This window comes from Psychrobacter sp. PG1, assembly GCF_014897815.1.
Classification (GTDB): domain Bacteria; phylum Pseudomonadota; class Gammaproteobacteria; order Pseudomonadales; family Moraxellaceae; genus Psychrobacter.
In genome coordinates this window covers 1-22,040 of record NZ_JABUZG010000015.1, presented here as the reverse complement: position 1 = coordinate 22,040, position 22,040 = coordinate 1, and the positions used below count along the sequence as shown (strand labels likewise).

The 22,040-nt window shown below is 45.1% G+C and carries 18 protein-coding genes; 16 read left to right on the top strand and 2 right to left on the bottom strand.

Annotated features, from left to right (window positions below):
• Positions 1-537 precede the first annotated feature (537 nt).
• The 14 genes from ndhC to INT03_RS00405 all read left to right on the top strand — a co-directional run bounded on the left by ndhC (position 538) and on the right by INT03_RS00405 (position 17,978).
• On the top strand, positions 538-1,161 hold the full coding sequence (gene ndhC / locus INT03_RS00470) for an NADH-quinone oxidoreductase subunit A (RefSeq protein WP_193007140.1): 624 nt from the start codon (positions 538-540) through the stop codon (positions 1,159-1,161).
• A 120-nt stretch (positions 1,162-1,281) separates the two neighbouring features.
• Positions 1,282-1,950, top strand: coding sequence for a NuoB/complex I 20 kDa subunit family protein (locus INT03_RS00465; protein WP_025653094.1), 669 nt, complete (start codon positions 1,282-1,284; stop codon positions 1,948-1,950).
• Positions 1,951-2,196: 246 nt separating this feature from the next.
• Complete coding sequence (gene nuoC, locus INT03_RS00460; protein ID WP_055124533.1) at positions 2,197-3,972, top strand: NADH-quinone oxidoreductase subunit C/D; 1,776 nt, start codon at positions 2,197-2,199, stop codon at positions 3,970-3,972.
• Between the two features lie 187 nt (positions 3,973-4,159).
• Positions 4,160-4,669: an NADH-quinone oxidoreductase subunit NuoE gene (nuoE, locus tag INT03_RS00455; protein WP_109592522.1), complete on the top strand. Its 510-nt coding sequence runs from the start codon at positions 4,160-4,162 to the stop codon at positions 4,667-4,669.
• The gene (gene nuoF / locus INT03_RS00450) at positions 4,666-6,090 is read left to right on the top strand and encodes an NADH-quinone oxidoreductase subunit NuoF (RefSeq protein ID WP_193007139.1); all 1,425 of its coding nucleotides are present in this window, start codon (positions 4,666-4,668) and stop codon (positions 6,088-6,090) included. Before nuoE ends, nuoF begins: the two co-directional genes overlap by 4 nt.
• 10 nt (positions 6,091-6,100) lie before the next feature.
• A complete protein-coding gene (nuoG, locus tag INT03_RS00445) occupies positions 6,101-9,181 on the top strand; it encodes an NADH-quinone oxidoreductase subunit NuoG (RefSeq protein ID WP_193007138.1) in 3,081 nt (1,026 codons plus the stop codon).
• Positions 9,182-9,233: 52 nt separating this feature from the next.
• Positions 9,234-10,226, top strand: coding sequence for an NADH-quinone oxidoreductase subunit NuoH (gene nuoH / locus INT03_RS00440; RefSeq protein WP_045445151.1), 993 nt, complete (start codon positions 9,234-9,236; stop codon positions 10,224-10,226).
• A gap of 55 nt (positions 10,227-10,281) precedes the next feature.
• The gene (nuoI, locus tag INT03_RS00435) at positions 10,282-10,830 is read left to right on the top strand and encodes an NADH-quinone oxidoreductase subunit NuoI (RefSeq protein ID WP_045444743.1); all 549 of its coding nucleotides are present in this window, start codon (positions 10,282-10,284) and stop codon (positions 10,828-10,830) included.
• Positions 10,827-11,573 carry an NADH-quinone oxidoreductase subunit J gene (gene nuoJ, locus INT03_RS00430; protein ID WP_193007137.1) on the top strand — a complete coding sequence of 249 codons (747 nt, stop codon included), beginning with the start codon at positions 10,827-10,829 and terminating at the stop codon, positions 11,571-11,573. The genes nuoI and nuoJ overlap by 4 nt, the downstream gene beginning before the upstream one ends.
• A 98-nt stretch (positions 11,574-11,671) precedes the next feature.
• Positions 11,672-11,980 (top strand): NADH-quinone oxidoreductase subunit NuoK, encoded by a 309-nt coding sequence (nuoK, locus tag INT03_RS00425; RefSeq protein ID WP_193007158.1) that lies wholly within the window; start codon positions 11,672-11,674, stop codon positions 11,978-11,980.
• Positions 11,981-11,984: 4 nt separating this feature from the next.
• On the top strand, positions 11,985-13,859 hold the full coding sequence (gene nuoL / locus INT03_RS00420) for an NADH-quinone oxidoreductase subunit L (RefSeq protein ID WP_193007136.1): 1,875 nt from the start codon (positions 11,985-11,987) through the stop codon (positions 13,857-13,859).
• A 1-nt stretch (position 13,860) separates the two neighbouring features.
• Positions 13,861-15,486 (top strand): NADH-quinone oxidoreductase subunit M, encoded by a 1,626-nt coding sequence (gene nuoM, locus INT03_RS00415; RefSeq protein WP_193007135.1) that lies wholly within the window; start codon positions 13,861-13,863, stop codon positions 15,484-15,486.
• 3 nt (positions 15,487-15,489) lie between these two features.
• Positions 15,490-16,968: an NADH-quinone oxidoreductase subunit NuoN gene (gene nuoN / locus INT03_RS00410; protein WP_193007134.1), complete on the top strand. Its 1,479-nt coding sequence runs from the start codon at positions 15,490-15,492 to the stop codon at positions 16,966-16,968.
• 167 nt (positions 16,969-17,135) lie between these two features.
• The gene (locus INT03_RS00405) at positions 17,136-17,978 is read left to right on the top strand and encodes a ferredoxin--NADP reductase (RefSeq protein ID WP_193007133.1); all 843 of its coding nucleotides are present in this window, start codon (positions 17,136-17,138) and stop codon (positions 17,976-17,978) included.
• Between the two features lie 141 nt (positions 17,979-18,119).
• Here the strand turns inward: INT03_RS00405 and INT03_RS00400 are convergent, their stop codons facing one another.
• Positions 18,120-18,899, bottom strand: coding sequence for a hypothetical protein (locus INT03_RS00400; protein WP_193007132.1), 780 nt, complete (start codon positions 18,897-18,899; stop codon positions 18,120-18,122).
• 554 nt (positions 18,900-19,453) lie between these two features.
• Here INT03_RS00400 and INT03_RS00395 point away from each other — a divergent pair.
• Positions 19,454-20,341, top strand: coding sequence for an energy transducer TonB (locus tag INT03_RS00395; protein WP_060490580.1), 888 nt, complete (start codon positions 19,454-19,456; stop codon positions 20,339-20,341).
• A gap of 108 nt (positions 20,342-20,449) precedes the next feature.
• On the top strand, positions 20,450-21,325 hold the full coding sequence (locus tag INT03_RS00390) for a mechanosensitive ion channel family protein (RefSeq protein ID WP_045451667.1): 876 nt from the start codon (positions 20,450-20,452) through the stop codon (positions 21,323-21,325).
• A gap of 17 nt (positions 21,326-21,342) precedes the next feature.
• Here the strand turns inward: INT03_RS00390 and ybeY are convergent, their stop codons facing one another.
• Positions 21,343-21,957, bottom strand: a complete 615-nt coding sequence (gene ybeY / locus INT03_RS00385) for an rRNA maturation RNase YbeY (RefSeq protein ID WP_193007131.1) — start codon at positions 21,955-21,957, stop codon at positions 21,343-21,345.
• Positions 21,958-22,040 lie beyond the last annotated feature (83 nt).

The window sequence follows — 22,040 nt, the reverse complement described above, 5'->3', positions numbered from 1 at the left end:
ATACTATATATACTAGCGTCCATTCAAAAATGTGGATTTGGGCTTAATATAAGGTAACGTCTATATCATAATTCATGGTAAAAAAAACATGTTTCTTTCACCTATAAAGTGACCGTTCAATACAGTTAAAAACTAGCTTTTAGGCACTGATATGCGTATAGTACGTAAATAATTTATGCCAGTTGTCTCGTCATTGTTGACCACGTGTAATGAGCTATTAAATCAATTAAATAAACTATCGAATATGATATTGATTTAATACGTTGATCTTACGTTGTTAGAAGATGCGTTAGGCGACCAGCCTTTCTCCGTTATATATCGGAGTATCTATAGTTGGTCATGTCTGACATCGTCGTCAATAAGCTTGATAATTGGTTATTACCAGCACAGTATCTATATGAGCCATTGAGTTATTAAGACCCAATGGCAGTTACTTTGTGTTTTCGTCTGCGTTATGCCAGTCGCTATTACCACTCTATAGTTTGTGAGTATGCGCGCTGCGCTTGACACTCGATTGGGTGAGGAGCACGTATTATCATGTCTGCTTTTAATTGGTCAGCCATTGCTTTTATCTTAGCCGCCATTGGGCTAGTGGTCTTTATGCTGGTTGTGCCGCGTTTGCTTGGCGGTCGCTCTCAGGGCTCACAAAAAGAAGAAGTATTTGAAGCGGGTGTTGTCGGAGCTGGCAACGCCCGTATTCGTTTGTCTGCCAAATTCTATTTGGTGGCAATCTTCTTCGTTATCTTTGATTTAGAAGCACTATATTTGTACGCTTATGCCGTTTCAGTACGTGAAGCAGGCTGGCTAGGCTTTGCCGCTGCCGCGATATTCATTACCATCTTGATTATAGGCTTGGTATACGAGCTCAGTCTGGGTGCGATGAATTGGGCACCATCGGACAAGCGCCGCAAGCAACCACGTCTATATGCAGCTCCGGCAGGTTTTAATTTGGCAGATATTACGCAGTTTGATGGCGTCGATGAGCTGATGGTCGATCCAACTGGCAAGATACCAGCCCAGTCTTCAGGGCAGATTAATGTCTCGAACAATATCGAGACCAACCGTCGTCATTTGCAAAATATCGATCATATTAATACTACTGGTAATGTGACTTCCATGGATTTTGCCACACCTGCGCAACAAGACAAAGTCAAATGCTAATCGCTTTTGACTGTCTTGTGGCACGTTACTGTAAAATGGTCGCCTATTAATAATAGAAGTTCAGGCGATAGCGGAAGCAAGATGATTGCTGCGCTTCGCCTAATATAAAGGTTGTATGTTATGAAATACACATTAACAAAAGCCAACCCTGATGCAGATGTCTATCCTGCACAGACCAGTCAAACGGTCAATGATCCAATCGAAGACGAAGTGAATAAAAACGTCTTTATGGGTCGTCTCGAAGACCTCGTCCATTCAACAGCAAACTGGGGGCGCAAGCACTCACTGTGGCCATTTAACTTTGGTACCTCTTGCTGTTATGTCGAATATGCCACCACCCTAACTGCCGTTCATGATTTGTCACGTTTTGGTGCCGAAGTTATTCGCGCGTCGCCCCGTCAGGCAGACGTGATGATCGTTGCTGGTACTTGCTTTGTTAAAATGGCACCGGTCATTCAGCGCCTTTATGAGCAAATGCTTGAGCCAAAATGGGTTATCTCGATGGGTGCCTGTGCCAATTCGGGCGGTATGTATGATATCTATTCGGTCGTGCAAGGCGTGGATAAAATTATTCCTGTTGATGTCTATGTGCCCGGTTGTCCGCCGCGTCCAGAAGCGTTGATCCAAGGCTTAATGTTGCTGCAAGAGTCGATTACTAAAGAGCGTCGCCCGCTAGGTATTCATGTCAATGATCAGGGTATCTATCAGCCACAAATGACGCCTGAGCGTGACCGTAAGCAAGCAGATCGTATCGCTGTGAAAAACTTGCGTAGCCCAGACAGTATTTAATCAGCGAGCCTGTAGCCAAGCTGCATGTGAGAAACAGCATATTAGGCATAAATTATTTGGCTATATCATGTTTTAGTTTGGCTCAATCATACACAATCCGTAAAAGTGCTCAGTACGCATATATTCATCGTAGTTCGCTTATGTTTAGCGTAGTTCAGTTATGATTAACATGGTTCAGTTATGATTAACATAGCTCGGTTAGGCTCAACATAGCTCAATGATTATTAATGAAGGAATACATCATTCATGGTCACGGTAGTTGAAAACATAGATCCTAATATTAAGCCTATTCCAGCGGTTATCACCGAGCTGGAGCAGAAGTATGCCGGTAAGTTTGTCGTGCAGCACACTGTGGATGAGATTCCAACGGTTTGGGTGGCACGTGCTGATTTGCTGGATATTCTTCTATACCTGCGTAAATTACCCCAGCCATACGTCATGCTATTTGACTTGTCAGCGATAGATGAGCGCTTACGCCAACATCGCCAAGGGTTGCCTGACAGTGACTTTACGGTGTTTTATCACCTAATGTCGCTTGAGCGTAATAGTGATGTGCGTATTAAAGTCGCGCTGAGTGAAGACGATGTCAATGTGCCGAGCGCCACCAATATTTGGCCAAATGCCAACTGGTATGAACGTGAAGTGTGGGACATGTTCGGTATTGTCTTTACCGGTCATCCGCATTTGACCCGTATCTTATTGCCAAAATACTGGGAAGGTCATCCATTGCGCAAAGAGTATCATGCGCGTGCGACTGAATTTACTCCGTATTTCTTGAACACCGCCAAGCAACAATACGAGCAAGAAAACTTGCGTTTTGTCCCAGAAGAATGGGGCATGAAACGCTCAGGTCGTGATGAAGACTTTATGTTCTTGAACATCGGTCCTAACCATCCCTCTGCTCACGGTGCTTTTAGACTTGTGCTGCAGCTTGATGGTGAAGAAGTTGTCGATTGTATCCCTGATATCGGCTATCACCATCGCGGCGCAGAGAAGATGGCTGAGCGTCAAACTTGGCACTCATTTATTCCGTATACCGACCGTATCGATTATCTCGGTGGTGTGATGAATGAGCTGCCGTACATCATGTCGGTCGAAAAGCTGGCTGGGATTACGATTCCACCGCGCGCTGAGACCATTCGCGTGATGATGAGCGAGTTTTTCCGTATTACCAATAACTTACTGTTCGTCGGTACGTTTATTCAGGATGCGGGCGGCATGACCCCGGTATTCTATATGTTTACCGATCGCCAAAAAGCCTATGACGTCATCGAAGCCGTGACTGGCTATCGTATGCATCCCGCTTGGTTCCGTATCGGCGGTACTGCTGCTGATCTACCACGTGGCTGGCAGCGTCTGGTTCGTGAGTTCTTGGATTGGATGCCAAAACGCTTGGACGAATATGTCAAAGCGGCATTGCAAAATAGCGTGCTCAAAGGTCGTACCCAAGGTGTTGCACAATATAATGCTAAGCAAGCACTTGCTTGGGGCGTGACGGGCGCTGGTCTGCGCGCGACAGGCGTTGACTTTGATTTGCGTAAAGCACGTCCATACATGGGCTATGAAAATTACGATTTTGAAGTGCCAGTCGGTTATAACGGTGACGCTTATGATCGCTGTATGGTCAAAGTCGAAGAGATGCGTCAGTCGCTACGTATTATTCGCCAGTGCATGGATAACATGCCACAAGGCCCTTACAAAGCCGATCATCCACTAGCGGTACCACCGCCAAAAGACCGTACCTTAAACGATATTGAAACCTTGATTAATCACTTTATCTCAGTATCTTGGGGTCCGGTGATGCCAGCGGGCGAGTGTACGACGATTGTAGAAGCGACCAAAGGTTTGAACAGCTATTACATCACCTCAGATAAGGCAACGATGAGCTATCGTACCCGTATTCGTACGCCGACATTTGCGCATTTGCAGCAGATGCCATCGGTGATTAATGGCTCGCTCGTCTCTGATGCCATCATGTATTTGGCATCGATTGATATTGTAATGGCTGACTGTGATCGTTAGTACTGTGATCGCTAGCACTTTAGTCTAATGCTTTGATCAGAAAATTATCGTTATTAAAGAAATACGTTTATCAATATATCATTGCCAAATGGCACACCAAAATGCTGATATCTTGCCATATAGCGACACTTATAAGACTGTCGCTATTAGCTGATAAAGCGTGATGAGTGAGGACAGATAGAAGACTATGAAAATTGTTTCCGACAAAATGCCAAAAGTAGATGTGGCAAGCATTCTCACTAGCGAGGAAATTGCGGCTATTCATGAGTTTATGCACCATTACCCACAAGCACGTGCTGCTTCGCTCGATGCGCTAAAGATTGTGCAAAAGCGCAACGGCTGGGTCGATGACGCACAAGTGAATGCCATTGCCAATATTCTAGACATTCCGATGTCAGATATGGACGGGGTTGCTACTTTCTTTAACCGTATTTATCGTCAGCCTGTCGGTCGCCACGTCATCCTTATCTGTGATTCAGTGGCTTGTTTTTTGACAGGCTATGAGGCGTTATCGTCTGAAATCAGATCGCAGCTGGGTATTGAGTATGGTCAGACAACGGCTGATGGTCGTTTTACGCTATTGCCAATTTGCTGCTTAGGTAACTGTGACAAAGGCCCTGCTGTGTTGATTGACGAAGACACGTATGGTCCTGTTCAGCCTGAAGAAGTCACGCAATTATTGGAGCTATACGCATGAGATTAACGCTTTCAGAGCAGATTGCTCAACGTAGTCAAGGCAAAGCACCTAGCCAGCTTAATGAGCAGCGCATTCCAATTTATGGCGATAAAGCCACAGCGACTAGCGAAACCAAACCATTAACATGGCGTCTAGCACATCATGATGCCGTACTAGATTTGACCACCTATGAGTCTTTAAAAGGCTTTGATGGCTTAAAGCAAGCTTTGGGTCAATCGCCTAAAGCAGTCGGTGACATGATTAAAGCTGCCAACGTCAGAGGTCGCGGCGGTGCAGGTTTCAATGCTGGTCTCAAGTGGACATTTATGTCACCGCCAGATGGTCTACCACGTTATCTCATCTGTAATGCAGATGAAATGGAGCCGGGCACCTTTAAAGACCGTCTATTAATGGAGCGCCTACCGTTTCAGCTGATTGAAGGTATGTTGATTACCGCTCATGCGATTGGTGCAACTGACGGGTATATCTTTATCCGTGGTGAATATATCTTAGCCGCCCAGCGTCTGGTCACTGCCATCGAAGAATGCTTGGCTAACAATCTCATGGGCAAGAATATTTTAGGCTCAGATTTTAGTTTTAATCTGCATGTGCATACTGGCGCTGGACGTTATATTTGCGGTGAAGAAACCGCATTGATTAATTGCTTAGAAGGTCGCCGTGCTAATCCACGTACCAAACCACCGTTTCCACAAATTTCTGGTGCATGGGGTCGTCCAACCGTTGTCAACAACGTTGAAACCTTGTGTAACATGCCAGCCATCCTAAACCATGGTGTTGAATGGTATCAGTCATTATCTAACATCAAAGGCAAGAGCCAGACACCGGGTACCAAACTGTTTGGCTGCTCAGGTTTAGTCAATGACCCAGGTCTGTGGGAGTTACCGTTTGGTTATACGGCACGCGAAATCATTGAAGATTTAGCGGGTGGTATGCAAGCAGGCAAAACACTGAAAGCTTGGCTACCGGGCGGTGCCTCTACTGACTTTTTAACCACTGAACATTTAGATGTGGTGGTGGATTTTGACACCATTCAAAAAGCAGGTAGCCGTATGGGTACTGGGCTAATTATGGTGGTGGATGAAGCACAAGATATGGTGCCACTCGTTCGTAATCTCGAGATTTTCTTCCAACGCGAATCCTGCGGTTGGTGTACGCCATGCCGTGACGGTCTGCCTTGGGGTGTCAAATTGCTTACCGCTATCAACGATGGCGAAGGGCAAGTGGGCGATGTAGAAAAACTAGAGGGCCTTACGCGTGACTTATGGATTGGTAAAACTTTCTGTGCACATGCGCCGGGTGCGATGGAACCACTGATGAGTGCGATTAAATATTTCCGTCCAGAGTTTGATCAAAAAATCGCGCAGGCGGTTGGTGTCGATGTCATTGATGCGGCAGCCAATCAACAGCCAGAAGTGAAATAAGGAGAGCGGCATGGCAGTCATACATATCGATGGAACCACTGTCGAAGTAGATAGCGCAGATAACTTGCTACAAGCCTGCTTATCACTCGGCATTGATGTGCCGTATTTTTGTTATCATCCAGCCCTTGGCTCAGTAGGGTCGTGCCGCCAGTGCGCGGTCAAGCAATTCCAAAACAAAGAAGATATGGAAGCAGGTCGCGGCCGTCTTGTGATGTCATGTATGGTCGCTCCTGGCGATGACATGTATATCTCTGTCACTGACGATGAAGCCAAAGCGTTTCGCAAGTCGATGGTTGAGCTACTGATGACCAACCATCCACATGATTGTCCAACCTGTGAAGAGGGCGGACATTGCCATTTGCAAGATATGACGTATATGTCAGGTCATAGCCGTCGTCGTTATCGCTTTACCAAACGCACGCATCATAACCAAGAGCTTGGCCCATTCATCGCGCATGAGATGAACCGCTGTATCGCTTGCTATCGCTGTGTCCGTTTTTATAAAGACTATGCAGGCGGCGAAGATTTGGGTGTTTATGGCTCAAACAACCGTGTTTATTTTGGCCGTGACAAAGATGGTCAGTTCGAAAGCGAATTCTCAGGCAACTTAACGGAAGTATGCCCAACGGGTGTCTTTACCGATAAAACGCACTCTGAGCGCTACAACCGTAAATGGGACATGCAGTATGCGCCAAGCATCTGTCATGGTTGCTCAGCAGGTTGTAACATCTCACCGGGTGAGCGTTATGGTGAATTACGCCGTATTGAAAACCGCTATAACGGTGAAGTAAACCGCTATTTCTTATGTGATCGTGGCCGCTTTGGTTATGGCTATGTCAATCGTGACGATCGCCCAACGCAAGCGCTTGAGCGTATCAACGATAAGCATGTCAAAATCAATATTGACTACGCACTCGATGAAACTATTAAGCGTATCAAAGACAAAAAAGTCATCGGTATTGGCTCACCGCGTGCCAGTTTAGAAACCAACTTTGCACTAAAAAACCTCGTTGGCTTTGATAAGTTTTCAACAGGTCTCAATCATCAGCAGCAAGCATTGGTTAATAAATGCATCGAAGTATTGAGTACTGATGGCATTTATAACCCAAGCATGACTGATATCGAAAGTTATGATGCGGTATTGGTATTGGGTGAAGATATCACTCAAACCTCATCACGTGTCGCGCTGTCAGTACGTCAAGCCGCAAAAAACGAAGGCCTGAAAATGGCAGCGGCATTGCAAACGCAGTCTTGGCTTGCAGAACCGGTTAAACGTATTGCTCAAGATGCGTTAAGCCCAGTTTATGTCATCGACGTGGTGCAAACTAAGCTAGAAGACATCAGTAAAGTGAGTGTGGTTGCAACGCCTGAAGACATCACTAAACTTGGCTTTAAAGTCGCTGATGAGATTACCAATTTCGCTGATGATTTATCAGAAATCGCAGATCCACAAGCAGCTGAGCAAGATGTCGATACTGCTACTAGTACTAATGCCAGTACTGAGACTGACGGTATGCAAGCATTAGCGAAGCAAATTGCTTATGACTTGATTCAAGCGGACAAGCCATTGGTTATCTCGGGTAGTAGCTTATCTTCTACCGCATTGATCGAAGCAGCGGCGCAGATTACTCAAGCATTGACCCAAAAACGCTCAGCCATTAAATCGACTGAACAGCAGCAAGTGGACACGTATAATGCTCAAGTCCGTGATGAGCAAGCGCAAATAGAAGATAAAGAGCTATCCGCTAAACCAAACAAACCTGAAACTGGTGTTGATACAGAAACGCAAGACAATGTAGAACGCGCTCCTGCTAAAAAACTTGAACTGAAAGAAGTAAATAATAAATATCAGGCACAAGCAGGTATTTACCTAACGGTTACCGATGCCAATAGCATGGGTGTTTGCATGCTTGGCGGTCAATCAGTCGAAGAGCTACTGGCGACTGATTTCGATGTGGTGATTGTCGCTGAAAATCAGCTGACTGATGCCATTGATGCCAGTAAGTTGACTCAACTATTAGCCGACAAAACCGTCATTGCGCTAGATCATCAGTTGCTTGATTGGCATAAAGACGTCGATATTGTGTTACCTGCGGCAAGCTTTGCAGAAGCAGACGGTACGTTGATATCGGCTGAAGGTCGTGCACAGCGTTTCTTCCAAGTTTACGACAACGAATACTACCATCCAATGAGCAGTATTAAAGAGGGCTGGCGCTGGTTACATGCAGTGCATAGCAGCATCGAGGGTCGTGATGTTGATTGGACGCAGCTAGATGACGTTATCAATGCATTGATCGCCACGCATCCTAAACTTGCAGGTATCAAAGGCGCTGCGCCTGATGCTGATTACCGTATAACGGGTCTGAAAATCGCGCGTCAACCGCGTCGTTATTCAGGTCGTACTGCTATGCGTGCGCCAATCTCAGTGCACGAGCCAATGCAGCCAAAAGATTTGGACACTGGTCTAACTTTCTCAATGGAAGGTTATAGCGGTAAAGAAACGCCAAGCTCGATGATTCCTTTTGCCAATGCGGCAGGTTGGAACTCACCGCAAGCATGGAACAAATACCAAGACAAAGTCGGTGGTCATCTGAAAAATGGTGATCCAGGTGTGCGTTTGTTCGATCAGCTAGAGCGCCTAGCTACTCGTCAATATGTGGCGCCAGAAGCGATGTCTTCGAATACAACTGACTTGCAGCAAGGTCAAGCGAAACTGGTGCCTATCCATAATATTTATGCCAGCTCTATGATGGCGTCACGTAGCCCAGTGGTTGCGGAGCAACTGCCTGTTGCTGCATGGCGTATCGGGATGGATGATGCTAAGGACTGGAACATCGCTAATGGCGATTACTTAGCGATTGAAATCGATAAGCAACAAATCACCTTGCCAGTACAGATTGTCGGTTATTTGGCAGAAGGCTGTATCGGTTACCCAGTTGGGCAGGTGAGTATTATTCATCCATCAATGCCAGCGTCGGTTCGCAAAGTGGATGCACCAGTGACGATGATGGGTAGCATGGCTAACGATATGATGAACAATAACGATGCTGCGCAAATGAACACAGCACCGACCACCACACAGGAGGTGTAATATGCAAGTTACCCGTATTATCCCTGATGTGCCAAGCTTCTTGGCTGGTAGCATGAGCTTTGATGCTTGGTCCATTTTATTTATGGTCGGGCAATCACTGGTCATCTTCTTGGTCGTGGTTATGGTTGCCGCTATGATGATTGTCTATGAGCGCCGTATGCTAGCTTTGTGGCAGGATCGTTACGGTCCAAACCGCGTCGGACCCTTTGGTTCGTTGCAACTAGTCGCGGATATGCTCAAAATCTTCTTTAAAGAAGATTGGACACCAAACTTTACCGATAAGTTTATGTTTACGTTGGCACCTGCGGTCGCTATGTTTACCGCATTGGCCTCATTTGCCATTATTCCTATCTCGCCGACGCTTGGCGTGGCTGATTGGGATATCGGTATTCTGTTCTTCTTTGCGATGGCAGGTATTGCCGTCTATGCAGTGATGTTCGGTGGTTGGGCCTCTGCTAACAAATTCTCGCTACTGGGTGGTTTGCGCTCTGCTGCACAAACGATCAGTTATGAAGTCTTCTTGGGCTTATCACTGATGGGCGTAGTCGCATTGACAGGCTCATTTAACTTGCGCGCCATTGTTGAGGCGCAAATCGACGGCTGGTATATCATTCCGCAGTTTTTTGGCTTTTTGACATTTGTGGTAGCTGGCGTGGCAGTAACGCACAGACATCCATTTGATCAGCCAGAAGCAGAGCAAGAGCTGGCTGAAGGCTATCATGTTGAATATTCTGGCATGAAATTCGGTATGTTCTTTATCGGAGAATATGTCAACGTTGTACTGATTTCTGCCTTGATGACGTGCTTATTCTTTGGTGGTTGGCTTGCACCTTTTAATTTAGATATTCCATTTATTCCACCAGCTTTTTGGTTCATGATTAAAACGCTGTTCTTTATGACCATGTTTATTTTGGCTCGAGGCTCACTCATGCGTCCGCGTTATGATCAAGTGATGAACTTTGGCTGGAAAGTTTGTCTGCCAGTAACGCTGATTAATCTGTTGGTTACTGCTGCGGTCATTTTGATCTTTTCCCCAACGTTGTAGTCATCACTAGCCATCATTGATGAACTAGGGTAAAGCTGATAAGGATAATAATCCCATGTTTACTACCATAAAAAAGACCGTCATTGGACTATTTACCATTGTCCGCAGCATGTGGATGGTCAATAGTCATGCGCTCAGACCGCGTGACACCATCCTTTATCCTGAGGTGCCGGTACCTGTGCCGCCGCGTTTTCGTGGACGTATTGTTCTAACGCGTGACCCTGATGGAGACGAGCGCTGTGTGGCTTGTAACTTGTGTGCGGTGGCATGCCCGGTAGGGTGTATCTCCTTACAAAAAGCGGAACGTGAAGACGGTCGTTGGTATCCAGAGTTCTTTCGAATTAACTTTTCGCGCTGTATTTTTTGTGGATTGTGTGAAGAGGCGTGTCCAACGACAGCCATTCAAATGACGCCTGACTTTGAGTTGGGTGAATATAAGCGCCAAGATTTGGTCTATGAAAAAGAGCATTTGCTCATTTCAGGGCCGGGTAAATATCCTGATTATAACTATTATCGTGTGACGGGTATGGCGGTAGCGGACAAACCAAAAGGCGCAGCACAAAACGAAGCTGCACCGATTGATCTAAGGAGCTTGCTACCATGATGAATATTTTGAACCATCCTGAACTGGCTGGATTTTATTCGCTTGCAGCAGTGGCCATATTTGCCAGTCTGCGCGTCGTGACTCAAGCCAATCCAGTGCATGCTATCTTATCGATGATTGTGTCATTACTGGCAATCGCAGGGATATTTTTTGTACTAGGCGCGCCATTTGCTGGTGCGTTAGAGATTGTCGTCTATGCCGGCGCCATTATGGTGCTGTTTGTTTTTGTCATCATGATGCTGAACTTAGGTATGAGCAATGATGAGCGTGAAGAGCGCTGGCTTGATGCGGGCACTTGGGCGCTACCGACAGGATTGACGATTATTATCGCGGTTGTGCTGTATGCGATGATTGGTATGGGTCATGACGAAGCGGCAATGATTGGTGGCTCGACAATATCTGCCAAAGCAGTGGGTACGGTGCTATTTACTAAATATGTGATGTTGATAGAAGTGGCTGCATTGCTACTATTGGCAGCCTTAGTCGCCGCTTATCATTTGGGTAAAGAGTCTATCGCTGATGAGGTTACTGTTAATGCAAACCACAGTAATGATAGTCAAGCATCTAATGCTAATGTCGCAAGTATCAAACACTACGATAATCACGGCATGCCTATAGATGCTGACGCGGCGAAAATGGCAGAACCTTACGAATATAAAGATGTTGACCCGCATGACTATGTAAGTATGAATGCAGGTACGCAGCTGGGTGTGAATAAAGTCACGCGCAAGGAGTCAGACTAATGGTACTAGCAGCGAGCGTGGCACAAGATGTGTCAAACGTGCCGTTTGCCCACGAGGTAGCAGGCTTAGTACAGCCAGTTGCTGAGGCGCAGAATGTACTGGGCATGATACCCATGAGCCATGGACTGATTTTGGCAGGTATCTTATTTGCCATTGGTCTGTGCGGCGTCATGGTACGACGTAATTTCCTATTTACGCTAATGAGCCTTGAGATCATGATGAATGCAACAGCATTAGCATTTGTGGTGGCAGGTAGTCGTTGGGTCGATCCAGATGGACAGATTATGTTTATCTTTATTTTGACCTTGGCAGCAGCAGAGGCCGCCATTGGTTTGGCAATATTATTGCGGTTTTATCATCAGCGTGGGCATCTCGATGTCGATAGCGCCAATGAGATGAAAGGATGATGTCATGAGTTTATTACCATTAACCTTTATATTCCCGCTCGTTGGCTTTTTGATTTTGGCCTTTATGCGCGACAAGCTAACAGAGCAGGTGGCAGCGATTGTCGGTGTCGGTAGTATGCTGTTATCAGCACTATGCACGCTAATCGTTAGTTATACTTTTTTAACCAATAATCCAGCAGGAACGGTCATAGAGATTCCGCTTTGGACATGGTTCCAAGTCGGGGATTTTGCCCCAAGTTTCGGTCTGAGCTTTGATGGTTTGGCACTGACGATGACGGGTGTCATCACTGGGATTGGCTTTTTAATCCATCTCTTTGCCGCTTGGTATATGAAAGGCGACACTGGATTTGCCCGCTTCTTTAGCTATATGAACTTGTTCGTCGCCAGCATGTTATTGCTAGTCTTGGCAGATAACTTGTTCTTGCTTTATCTTGGCTGGGAAGGCGTTGGTATCTGTTCGTACTTACTGATCGGTTTTTATTACCATGACCGCGCCAATGGTCTTGCAGCGATGAAAGCCTTTACGGTGACGCGCGTGGGTGATGTATTCTTAGCGTTTGGTTTGTTTTTATTATTCCGTGAATTCGGCACGCTTAATATTCAAGAGATTATTACGCGCGCGCCAGAAGTATTCGATATCAACAATCCAACGATGATGTTGACCACCATGATGTTGGTTGGCGGCGCAATGGGTAAATCAGCGCAACTACCACTACATACATGGCTTGCTGATGCGATGGCAGGTCCGACGCCAGTATCAGCGCTTATTCACGCGGCAACGATGGTCACGGCAGGGGTTTATTTAATTGCGCGCTTACATCCATTGTTTGAGCTGACGCCTGGTATTTTATTATATTGGGTCGGCGGCGTAGGGGCGTTGACCTTAGTTGTTGCTGGATTCTGTGCACTGGCACAAACCGACATCAAACGTATTCTTGCATACTCAACCATGAGCCAAATTGGCTATATGTTCTTAGCACTCGGCGTTGGCGCGTGGCAAGGCGCAATCTTCCATCTGATGACCCATGCTTTCTTTAAAGCCTTGTTATTCTTATCATCAGGTGCAGTCATTCTTGCGGTACACCATGAGCAAAACATCTTTAAGATGGGCGGTCTACGTAAAAAGATACCGTTGGTATTCTGGTGTTATATCGTCGGTGGCGGTGCATTGGCAGCGATACCTTGGGTTACCGTTGGCTTTTATTCTAAAGAAGCGATTCTTTGGGAGAGTTATGCCACCGGTCATATGGTCTTATTCTATATGGGTGTATTCGGTGCTTTCTTAACCGCACTTTATACTTTCCGTATGATTTGGATTATCTTCTTTGGTGAAGAAAAGACGCACGCGCATAAGTTATCTGGTGTGTCGTATTGGCTGCCACTTAGTGTATTGCTCGTATTATCAACGGCAGTGGGTGCATTTATCACTCCGCCATTACAAGGCGTCTTGCCAGAGAGTGTTGGGCATTTATTGGAAGTCGCTGGTCAAGCGCATGGTAAGCATACGGCTGAGTTTATCGCCATGGGTGCGATGCTGGCTGGTCTAATAATAGCGGCGCTATTATATGTGGTGGATAAAGGTCGCATGCTCACCCGCTTTAAGCGCTCACGTGTTGGTGGGGCGCTATATCACTGGTGTTATCATGGTCTAGGTTTTGATGCGCTATACGATATAATTTTTGTAAAACCCTTTTTGTTCATCGGCCGCTTATTTAAAGCCGACCCTATCGATAAAGCGTGGCTCGTCTTACCTAAGCTGGCATCTGCTGGTAATAAGGTATTGTCTGCGACGCAAACTGGGTCACTTCGAGGTTACGCTGCAAGCTTTGGCTTGGGCATGGCTGTATTACTAGTGCTGGTAATGATGACGGTGGTATAAGATGATTGAGTTACAACAAACGTGGATGCTACCAGTATTAATTGCAATTCCCTTTATTGCTGGGTTGTTATGTTGGTTGGTCGAGCGCTTTAATAAACGTCTGCCGCGATGGATTGCTCTAATCGGTATGACGTTGACCTTTGTATTGTCGCTAGTGCTGTGGCAATACGGTGACTTTAGTGGCATGAGTAAACAAGTCATTGCGCCAGACGCTGCTGTGCCTTGGGTCGCTGAATTTAGTGTGCCATGGATACCGAGCTTTGGCATTAGCTTCCATTTAGCGATGGATGGCTTGTCACTGATGATGGTGGCGTTAACAGGGTTGCTTGGTATTGCTGCAGTGGCTTGTTCGTGGAATGAGATTCAGCGTCGAGTCGGCTTTTTCCATCTCAACCTTTTGTGGAGCTTGGGCGGCGTCATTGGTGTGTTCTTAGCCATTGATCTGTTCTTGTTCTTCTTCTTTTGGGAGATGATGCTGGTTCCTATCTACTTCTTGATCGCTATTTGGGGTCATGATGTGGTTGGCAAAACCAAGGAATACGCAGCGACTAAGTTCTTTATTTATACTCAAGCGTCTGGGCTTATTATGCTGGTCGGTATTTTGATATTGGTCATTATCAGCTACGCTCAAAAAGGGGTGGTGAGCTTTAACTATAATGATTTACTCGGTACGTCACTTGGCGGCTGGGAATATCCGATCATGTTGTGCTTCTTTATTGGCTTTGCCGTTAAGTTGCCCATTATTCCGTTCCACGGCTGGTTGCCAGATGCGCATGCGCAAGCACCAACGGCAGGTTCGGTGGATTTGGCAGGGGTTTTGATTAAAACCGCCGCTTATGGCTTGATTCGTTTTGTCTTGCCATTATTTCCAGCAGCATCACAAGATTTTGCGCCGATTGCGATGACCTTGGGTACCATTGGTATCTTCTACGGTGCATGGCTAGCCTTTATGCAGACCGATATGAAGCGTTTGCTCGCTTATACCAGTATTTCGCACATGGGCTTTGTGGTATTAGCAATTTATGCTGGAACCTTACTCAGCTTGCAAGGTCTGATGATTCAGATGTTAGCGCATGGTTTAAGCTCAGCAGCGCTATTCATCATGGCAGGGCAGTTATATGAGCGTCTACATACGCGTGATTTAACCTTGATGGGTGGTATGTGGGGTCAGTTCCGTTACTACGCACCGATACTGATGTTCTTCTGTGCGGCATTGCTCGGTATTCCGGGGACAGGTAACTTCATCGGCGAGTTCATGATTTTATTTGGTGCCTTTGCTCAGTATCCAGTGTTTGTGGTCTTTGCAACATTCAGTCTGGTACTAGCAGGGCTATACTCGCTTATTTTGATTCACCGTGCACTATTTGGCAAAAACAATATCGAAGCAGTCGCCATGCAAGAAACCAAAGCACATGGTTTGCCTACGCGTCCATTAAAAGACTTGGGCAAGCGTGAGCTGTCATTGTTATTGATGCTCGCTGCAGGCTTAGTATGGCTTGGTCTATATCCACAGCCGTTCCTTGATACTTCAAGTCATGCGATGCAGTGGATCAATAATGCATATATATACAGTCAAGTCACACAAGTAGATGCGTCGCAACTGCTTGATGCAATGGAGGCACGTTAAGTCATGAATGATATTACGATGAATGATTTGATGGGATTGTTGCCTTATGCGCCAATCATTGCCGTTGTTATTACGGTATTGGTGGTCATGATTGCCATCGCAATTAAACGCTCACATATGGTGACTGGTACGATAACGGTCGTCGGCTTAAATATTGGTCTGTTTACCCTCATTGGGCAAATGACAGGTATGGTGAATAGCGGTACTCTCGTGCCAAATGCTGAGCAGTTATTCGTTATTGATAACTTTGCTCAGTTTAATATGGTGATTATTTTTATCTGTGCATTGGCTTGCTGTACGCTCTCTTATGCGTATTTAGCCAACCTCAAGGATAATAAAGAAGAGCTATATTTGCTCATGTTGCTATCGACGATTGGTGCTTTACTGATGGTCAGTGCTCAGCATTTAGCGTCATTCTTTATGAGCTTAGAGATGCTGTCTATACCGCTATACGGCATGCTGTCATATACCTATATGCGCAACCGCTCGCTCGAATCGGGTCTGAAATACTTGGTGCTGTCAGCGACGGCATCGGCGACATTGCTCATGGGTATGGCATTTATCTACGCCGAAGTAGGCTCGCTCGCCTTTAAGCCAATCAGTATGGTATTAGGTGATGTTTTTGAGTCGCCACTACTGATACTTGGTGCGGCGATGATGATGTTTGGTATCGCCTTCAAACTCTCTGCTGCGCCGTTTCATATGTGGACACCAGATGTTTACGAAGGCGCTCCAGCACCAATCGCTACCTTTTTAGCATCGGTATCAAAAGTAGCTATGATGGGCTTGGCGGTTCGTTTCTTAATCGATACGTCTTTATTGGCCTTACCATCGGTGCAAATGCTGTTAATGGTCATGGCAACTTTATCTATCTTAGTCGGTAACTTATTAGCAGTACGTCAAACCAGCCTCAAACGCCTATTGGGTTATTCATCCATTGCCCATATGGGTTATGTGTTGATTGTCATCGTCAGTATCGGCGCGGCAGCGGATAGTATCTCTAGTATGTATATGGCGGTTTATGCATTAACCTCTATCGGTGCCTTTGGCGTTGTAACCTTGATGTCGAGCCCTTATCGTTTATCTGGTGAGGCTGATGAGTTGACTCACTATCAAGGTCTGTTTTGGCGTCGTCCCGTATTGACTGCAGTTATGACTATTATGATGTTGTCATTGGCAGGCATTCCGTTGACGGCTGGCTTTATTACCAAGCTATTTGCGATATTGGCAGCGGTACAAGGAACCAACTGGTTCTTGGCAGCGATGATTATCTTGGGTAGTGCGATCGGCTTATTCTATTATTTACGTGTGATGCTCACCCTCTTTAAACGTCCTAAACAGTTCATTGAGTTTGACGTTTCTAGCCAATGGGCGATGCGTACTGGCGGGATTATGGTTATTGCGGTAACTGCGATGATTATCTTCTTTGGTATTTTGCCAAACAGCATGATTGAATGGGCAAGTCTGGCACGTATTTGGTAAATAGCAAAAGGGTAAGTAGGGGTATACTGATACCGCTGCTTATCTGTTATTACGGTCAGAAACCCAAGATGCGCCAGCTTTATGATAAGCTTGGCGCATCTTTTATTGTGTGTCGTTCAAAGTTTTGATAAAAATAATGATTACTAAAAAGTGAGTCGATAATTCTTATGAGTGATAATATTCAGGCAGTAACCGTGCTTAGTAAGACCACGTGGACGCCAAATCTATTTAGCTTCACTGTCAGCCGTCCTGATAGCTTTAAGTTTACTGCGGGTCAATTTGTGCGTTTGGGCGTCAATCCCAGTCAATTAAAATATTATAAACAGCAGCGTGCAGCAGGTAATGCCATTGCTAATGAAGAACAGAATGAAAAACTAAACGAAGACATCTTTCGGGCTTATTCCATCGTTTCTTCACCTTTTGATGAGGTGCTAGAGTTCTTCTCTATCGTAATTCCTGATGGCGCATTTACGTCGCAGTTGCAGCATTTAGAAGTGGGCGATGAGCTGCTGCTTAATACCATGCCGTTTGGTTTTTTGACGTTAGCACGTTATCAAAAGCCTTTACCAAAAGATTTATGGCTGCTCGCGACTGGAACGGGCTTGGCACCATTTTTATCAATGTTACAAGATTTGCAGACGTGGGAAGATTACGAGCACATCATCTTGGCTTATAGTGCGCGCTCGATAGAAGAGCTTGCCTATATCGACAAGATTGAAAGTTTGCAAGAAGACTTTGGTTCTTTGGTTGAAAATCCTGCAAAACTAATCTTTATTCCTATCGTTACCCGTGAACCTGTCGAAGGCGCCCTGACAGAGCGTCTGCCCAAGCTGCTGCTAGATGGTACGCTGCAAGCGCGAGCGGGCATCGCCTTGGATGTTGATAGCACGCACGTCATGTTATGTGGCAATCCAGACATGGTGGAAGATACCAAAGAAGCGCTCAAGACTTTAGGTTTGGTGATGAATCGTCGCGGCGAGGGCAATATTGCGGTAGAAAATTACTGGTAGTTGCATGATTGATGACGGCACGCTTTAGAAGCCATTGAAAATTTTCTTGATAAAAAAGCGCTGACGCTAAAAGACAATAATAGTCTCTAAGTGTCAGCGCTTTTTTGCTAAGTAAAAAACGTCATTTGTATACTGAGGGGTTTATACCTGACTCGGCTCGGTCGCATCATCTATTGGGTTAATAGGGCCTTGCATCAGCTCAGGCTCATCATCATCGCCGATAATATCTTCGCTACTGCTGGCAGCCAATAAATCACGATAATTGATTTGAGTTTTTAAAATCATTTGCTCTTCTTCAAGCTCGCCATAGTTGACTTGAACTTTATGCAAAGTGCTCATGATTTTTTTGTTCTTTTTTAACCAGCGATTGATATCAAGGTAGATAACCTCGTCTTTTGCACGGGCGATATTGATATAAGAGAGAATAAAGCCTAAAGGGTCTTTTTTCAGAATAGTGTGATAAAACCAAATAAACAGTTTGATACCTTGGCGCTTAATAAACGACTCACAACGTAGATTTAGCACATCAGTATAAGTCTGTTGACCAAAGACAAATCGCTGGACGTTACGATCGAGCTGTACATGAATCAAACTAAAATTACTCGCCACCTCTGCATAAATGCCACCAGCGTCGACCGTACAGTATAAGCGAAACCAGTCATCATGCATCTCAACACGTAACTCTAAGATGGCTTTTACATTATCAGTGACGAACTTCTGCAGCGCATCATTGACATAGATCTGTGCTACTGGCAGCGACAACTCATCTTCGAATTTATCAGTTGTTCTATGATATATCTGTTTGATTGATTGGGTAAGGCGCTCCCAACCATCGCTAAATGATTCGTCGAAACGATAGCCCATATTTTCAAAAAATTCATCAAAATTGTCTGAATTATCCCTGTTATCAAAATCACTCAAACTTATTATCCTTATAATTATAGGGGAGGTAGCTGACTCAATGGCATAAAGAGCGACTGATTAAAAAATGACAGACAGACTGTTCTCTAATGAAAGCTGGCGAGTGGTCATTACATGCGTTTTTGCTAAATCAGCTCTGTCTATTTACGCCTGTTTAACCTGCCCTTCAGCTCTGTCTATTTACGCCTGTTTAACCTGCCCTAATGACACAAAAATTATAAAACAGTATATAACAAATATGATGGCTTCAAAATGGACACATGGGTTTTGTCGCAAATCATTTAATTGGCAATGCTTATATGTTCAAAATACGGTCTAGCGATGACATACCGGCATTAGTGTTATATCATTTTTGCTGGTTCCGCTTGTCAATAAATTGACCAAAGGAGATAAATAATGTGTGAGTGGATTAAAATGAGTCGGCAACGGTTGTGCTAGCGACAGAATTCTATGTCATGTTATGATAGCGCCAGCATAAATCCTGCCCATTATCATAACGCTTATTACTTGCTGTCTTGTATTTATAAGCTCATATTCATAAGCTGAGACCCATTGTGGCCTATATCAAAGATTCACAAAGCTATCATTTTTCCGCGCAAGCACCTAAGCGGGATGTTAGTTTACCGGTGGCCATCGTTATCGCTGTGGCCGTACACGCCATTATTATTTTTGGTATTGGCTTTTCGATGGGCAAAGATCCTGCAGCAATGATGCAAGATGTGGCAAAAGCGCTAACTGACAATATGCAGCCAAATGAAGACGCTCACTTTATTGCTAATGCTTCCCAAGAAGGTGGCGGCACAGTGGAGGAGCAATTAAGACAAGAGAACGACCAAATCAGCCCATTGTCTGCTGAGCAAATAAGTGAGACGCAAGATGTGATTAGCCTGCAGCGTCAAGTCCGCCAGCAGCATTACCAAGAAAGCTATCTGCGTACCACCTTAAGCTGGCGTCAAGCGAGCGTGGAGTCTGATAATGATAGCAAGCAAGCACAAGATGATATGATGGCGCAAGAAGAGCGTCTGCGCAAACAAATTGCTACTTTAGAGACACAGCTGTCTCAACGTCAGCAAGTCTATGCAACCAAATCAAAAGTCGTGACGGTCGATAGCAACTCGACGACGCGTGGTGCCGCGGCTGATTATATTAATACTTTCCGTGAGCATGTCGAACGCATTGGGAATTTGCATTATCCCATGCAGGCACGGGCTCAAGGTATCACGGGCGAAGTGCGCCTTATGGTCATCATCAGTAGTGATGGTAATATTAAAGCCATACGTCTGCTTGAAAGCTCCAACTCCACATTACTAGATGAAGCAGCAAAGCAATCAGTACGCCAAGCAGCGCCCTTTGGTAAATTCACCAAAGACATGGAAGATATTGTTGAGCTGCGTTTGATACGTACCTATCGTTACAGCGATAAAGTGGATGTTACTTATTAGGGCGAATTCAATATATAGATGATGAGCGTTAGCTACGCTGCAAACAGATAAGATACCAATATTTATAACAAACGAATACCACACACCGCTATAAAATAAAGAGTCAGTATGGAATTTTTAGGTTTTACAATAGATGTTGCCAACTTAACCAGTAACGCATTAAGCTTGGTCATTAAAGTTGCGCTAGCGATATTAATATTCGTCGTAGGTCGCTGGCTTGCCAAAAAGGCAGTTACCGTTGCTCACAAAATGATGTTGCGTAGTCGCTTAGATGACACCGTTGCGAACTTTTTAGGTCGCCTAATTTATGGGGTGCTACTGGTCGTGGTTGCGTTGGCTGCCTTGAGTAAGGTTGGCGTACAGACCACCTCAGTCGTCGCTATATTGGGCGGTGCTGCAGTAGCCATTGGTCTGTCACTAAAAGATCAGTTGTCTAACTTTGCTGCTGGCATCATGATTGTGACGTTTCGCCCCTTTGTGCGCGGCGATTATGTGCAAATCAGCAGCTACACAGGGACCGTAACAGAAATCACTTTGGTCAATACCCACCTAACGACGATAAACAATCACGATATTATCATCCCAAATAGTGATATTACGACTTCAGCCGTGACGAACTATACGGCGCTACCCAACCGCCGTGTCGATATCACGGTTGGTATTGGCTATGATGCCGATATCAAAACTGCCAAAAATGTGATGCTGAATTTGGCAAAAAATAATCCGTTGGCCTTTACTGACCCTGAACCTATCGTACGCGTCACCAATTTGGGTGATAACTCGGTAGACTTGACGCTAAATATTTGGACAACCAATGCTGACTGGTGGACAATGCAGTGTGATTTGCTGGAGCAATTCAAATACGCCTTAGATGATGAAAAAATCGACATTCCATTCCCGCAGCGTAATGTCCATGTTAAAGGACTGGATCAGATGATTAATCAGATGAGTCAAGCACAAAAGCTACCGATGACCAAAGACTAGTCGCTAAAAAATATGAATTAAGTATAAGGGTTTGGAAGGCTGAGACCGGCTAAAACCTCAATTTCAAACCGTTCCATCTCATCTTGCTCGGCTTGTCCAAGCTCATGATCAAAACCCAATAAGTGCAGCACACCATGTATCAGTAAATGGCTAATGTGCTGTGCGGTTGTCTTTTCTTGCTCTGCAGCCTCACGTACTATGACGCCATGACAGATGACCAGCTCACCGAGAGGTAGCGTTGGCATCAGCTCAATAATTGCGGCTGGCAGATCACTTGGATAAGATAAAATGTTGGTCGCATAATCCTTACCGCGTGCTTCCAAATTTAATGCCTGACCCTCGATTTCATCGGTAATGTATATGTCTAATACTTTAGATTTTTCTTGCCATAGCTCAGGGTCGATATCTACAAAATAGGGTAGCGTTAGACCTTCTTTAATGCGCTCATCGATATAATCCAACGCTGCCATCATCACAGACTGTAAGTGCTTACGATCATAAAAAGTGTCTAGTATGTCATCATCAATACTACTGGTGGCACTGATATCAAGTGCTGCCAAACTGGCATCATCGCCAGCACGCTCATTTGTATCATGGTTGTCAAAACTGTTGTTACCCTTCTCTTGGCTCATGCCATTATCCTTTTACTTTATTGTAAGATGGTGTGCTTTATTATCTCCTAGATTCAAATAAGAAGTGCAACGTTTTAAAAGAA

Excerpts from the sequence above, each read along its gene's own strand:
- nuoJ (WP_193007137.1), top strand. The coding sequence starts at position 10,827 with ATGATGAATATTTTGAACCATCCTGAACTGGCTGGATTTTATTCGCTT.
- INT03_RS00390 (WP_045451667.1), top strand. The coding sequence starts at position 20,450 with ATGGAATTTTTAGGTTTTACAATAGATGTTGCCAACTTAACCAGTAAC.
- nuoG (WP_193007138.1), top strand. The coding sequence starts at position 6,101 with ATGGCAGTCATACATATCGATGGAACCACTGTCGAAGTAGATAGCGCA.
- nuoN (WP_193007134.1), top strand. The coding sequence starts at position 15,490 with ATGAATGATATTACGATGAATGATTTGATGGGATTGTTGCCTTATGCG.
- nuoM (WP_193007135.1), top strand. The coding sequence starts at position 13,861 with ATGATTGAGTTACAACAAACGTGGATGCTACCAGTATTAATTGCAATT.
- nuoC (WP_055124533.1), top strand. The coding sequence starts at position 2,197 with ATGGTCACGGTAGTTGAAAACATAGATCCTAATATTAAGCCTATTCCA.
- nuoE (WP_109592522.1), top strand. The coding sequence starts at position 4,160 with ATGAAAATTGTTTCCGACAAAATGCCAAAAGTAGATGTGGCAAGCATT.
- ybeY (WP_193007131.1), bottom strand. The coding sequence starts at position 21,957 with ATGAGCCAAGAGAAGGGTAACAACAGTTTTGACAACCATGATACAAAT.
- nuoF (WP_193007139.1), top strand. The coding sequence starts at position 4,666 with ATGAGATTAACGCTTTCAGAGCAGATTGCTCAACGTAGTCAAGGCAAA.
- INT03_RS00405 (WP_193007133.1), top strand. The coding sequence starts at position 17,136 with ATGAGTGATAATATTCAGGCAGTAACCGTGCTTAGTAAGACCACGTGG.
- nuoL (WP_193007136.1), top strand. The coding sequence starts at position 11,985 with ATGAGTTTATTACCATTAACCTTTATATTCCCGCTCGTTGGCTTTTTG.
- ndhC (WP_193007140.1), top strand. The coding sequence starts at position 538 with ATGTCTGCTTTTAATTGGTCAGCCATTGCTTTTATCTTAGCCGCCATT.
- nuoH (WP_045445151.1), top strand. The coding sequence starts at position 9,234 with ATGAGCTTTGATGCTTGGTCCATTTTATTTATGGTCGGGCAATCACTG.
- INT03_RS00465 (WP_025653094.1), top strand. The coding sequence starts at position 1,282 with ATGAAATACACATTAACAAAAGCCAACCCTGATGCAGATGTCTATCCT.
- nuoI (WP_045444743.1), top strand. The coding sequence starts at position 10,282 with ATGTTTACTACCATAAAAAAGACCGTCATTGGACTATTTACCATTGTC.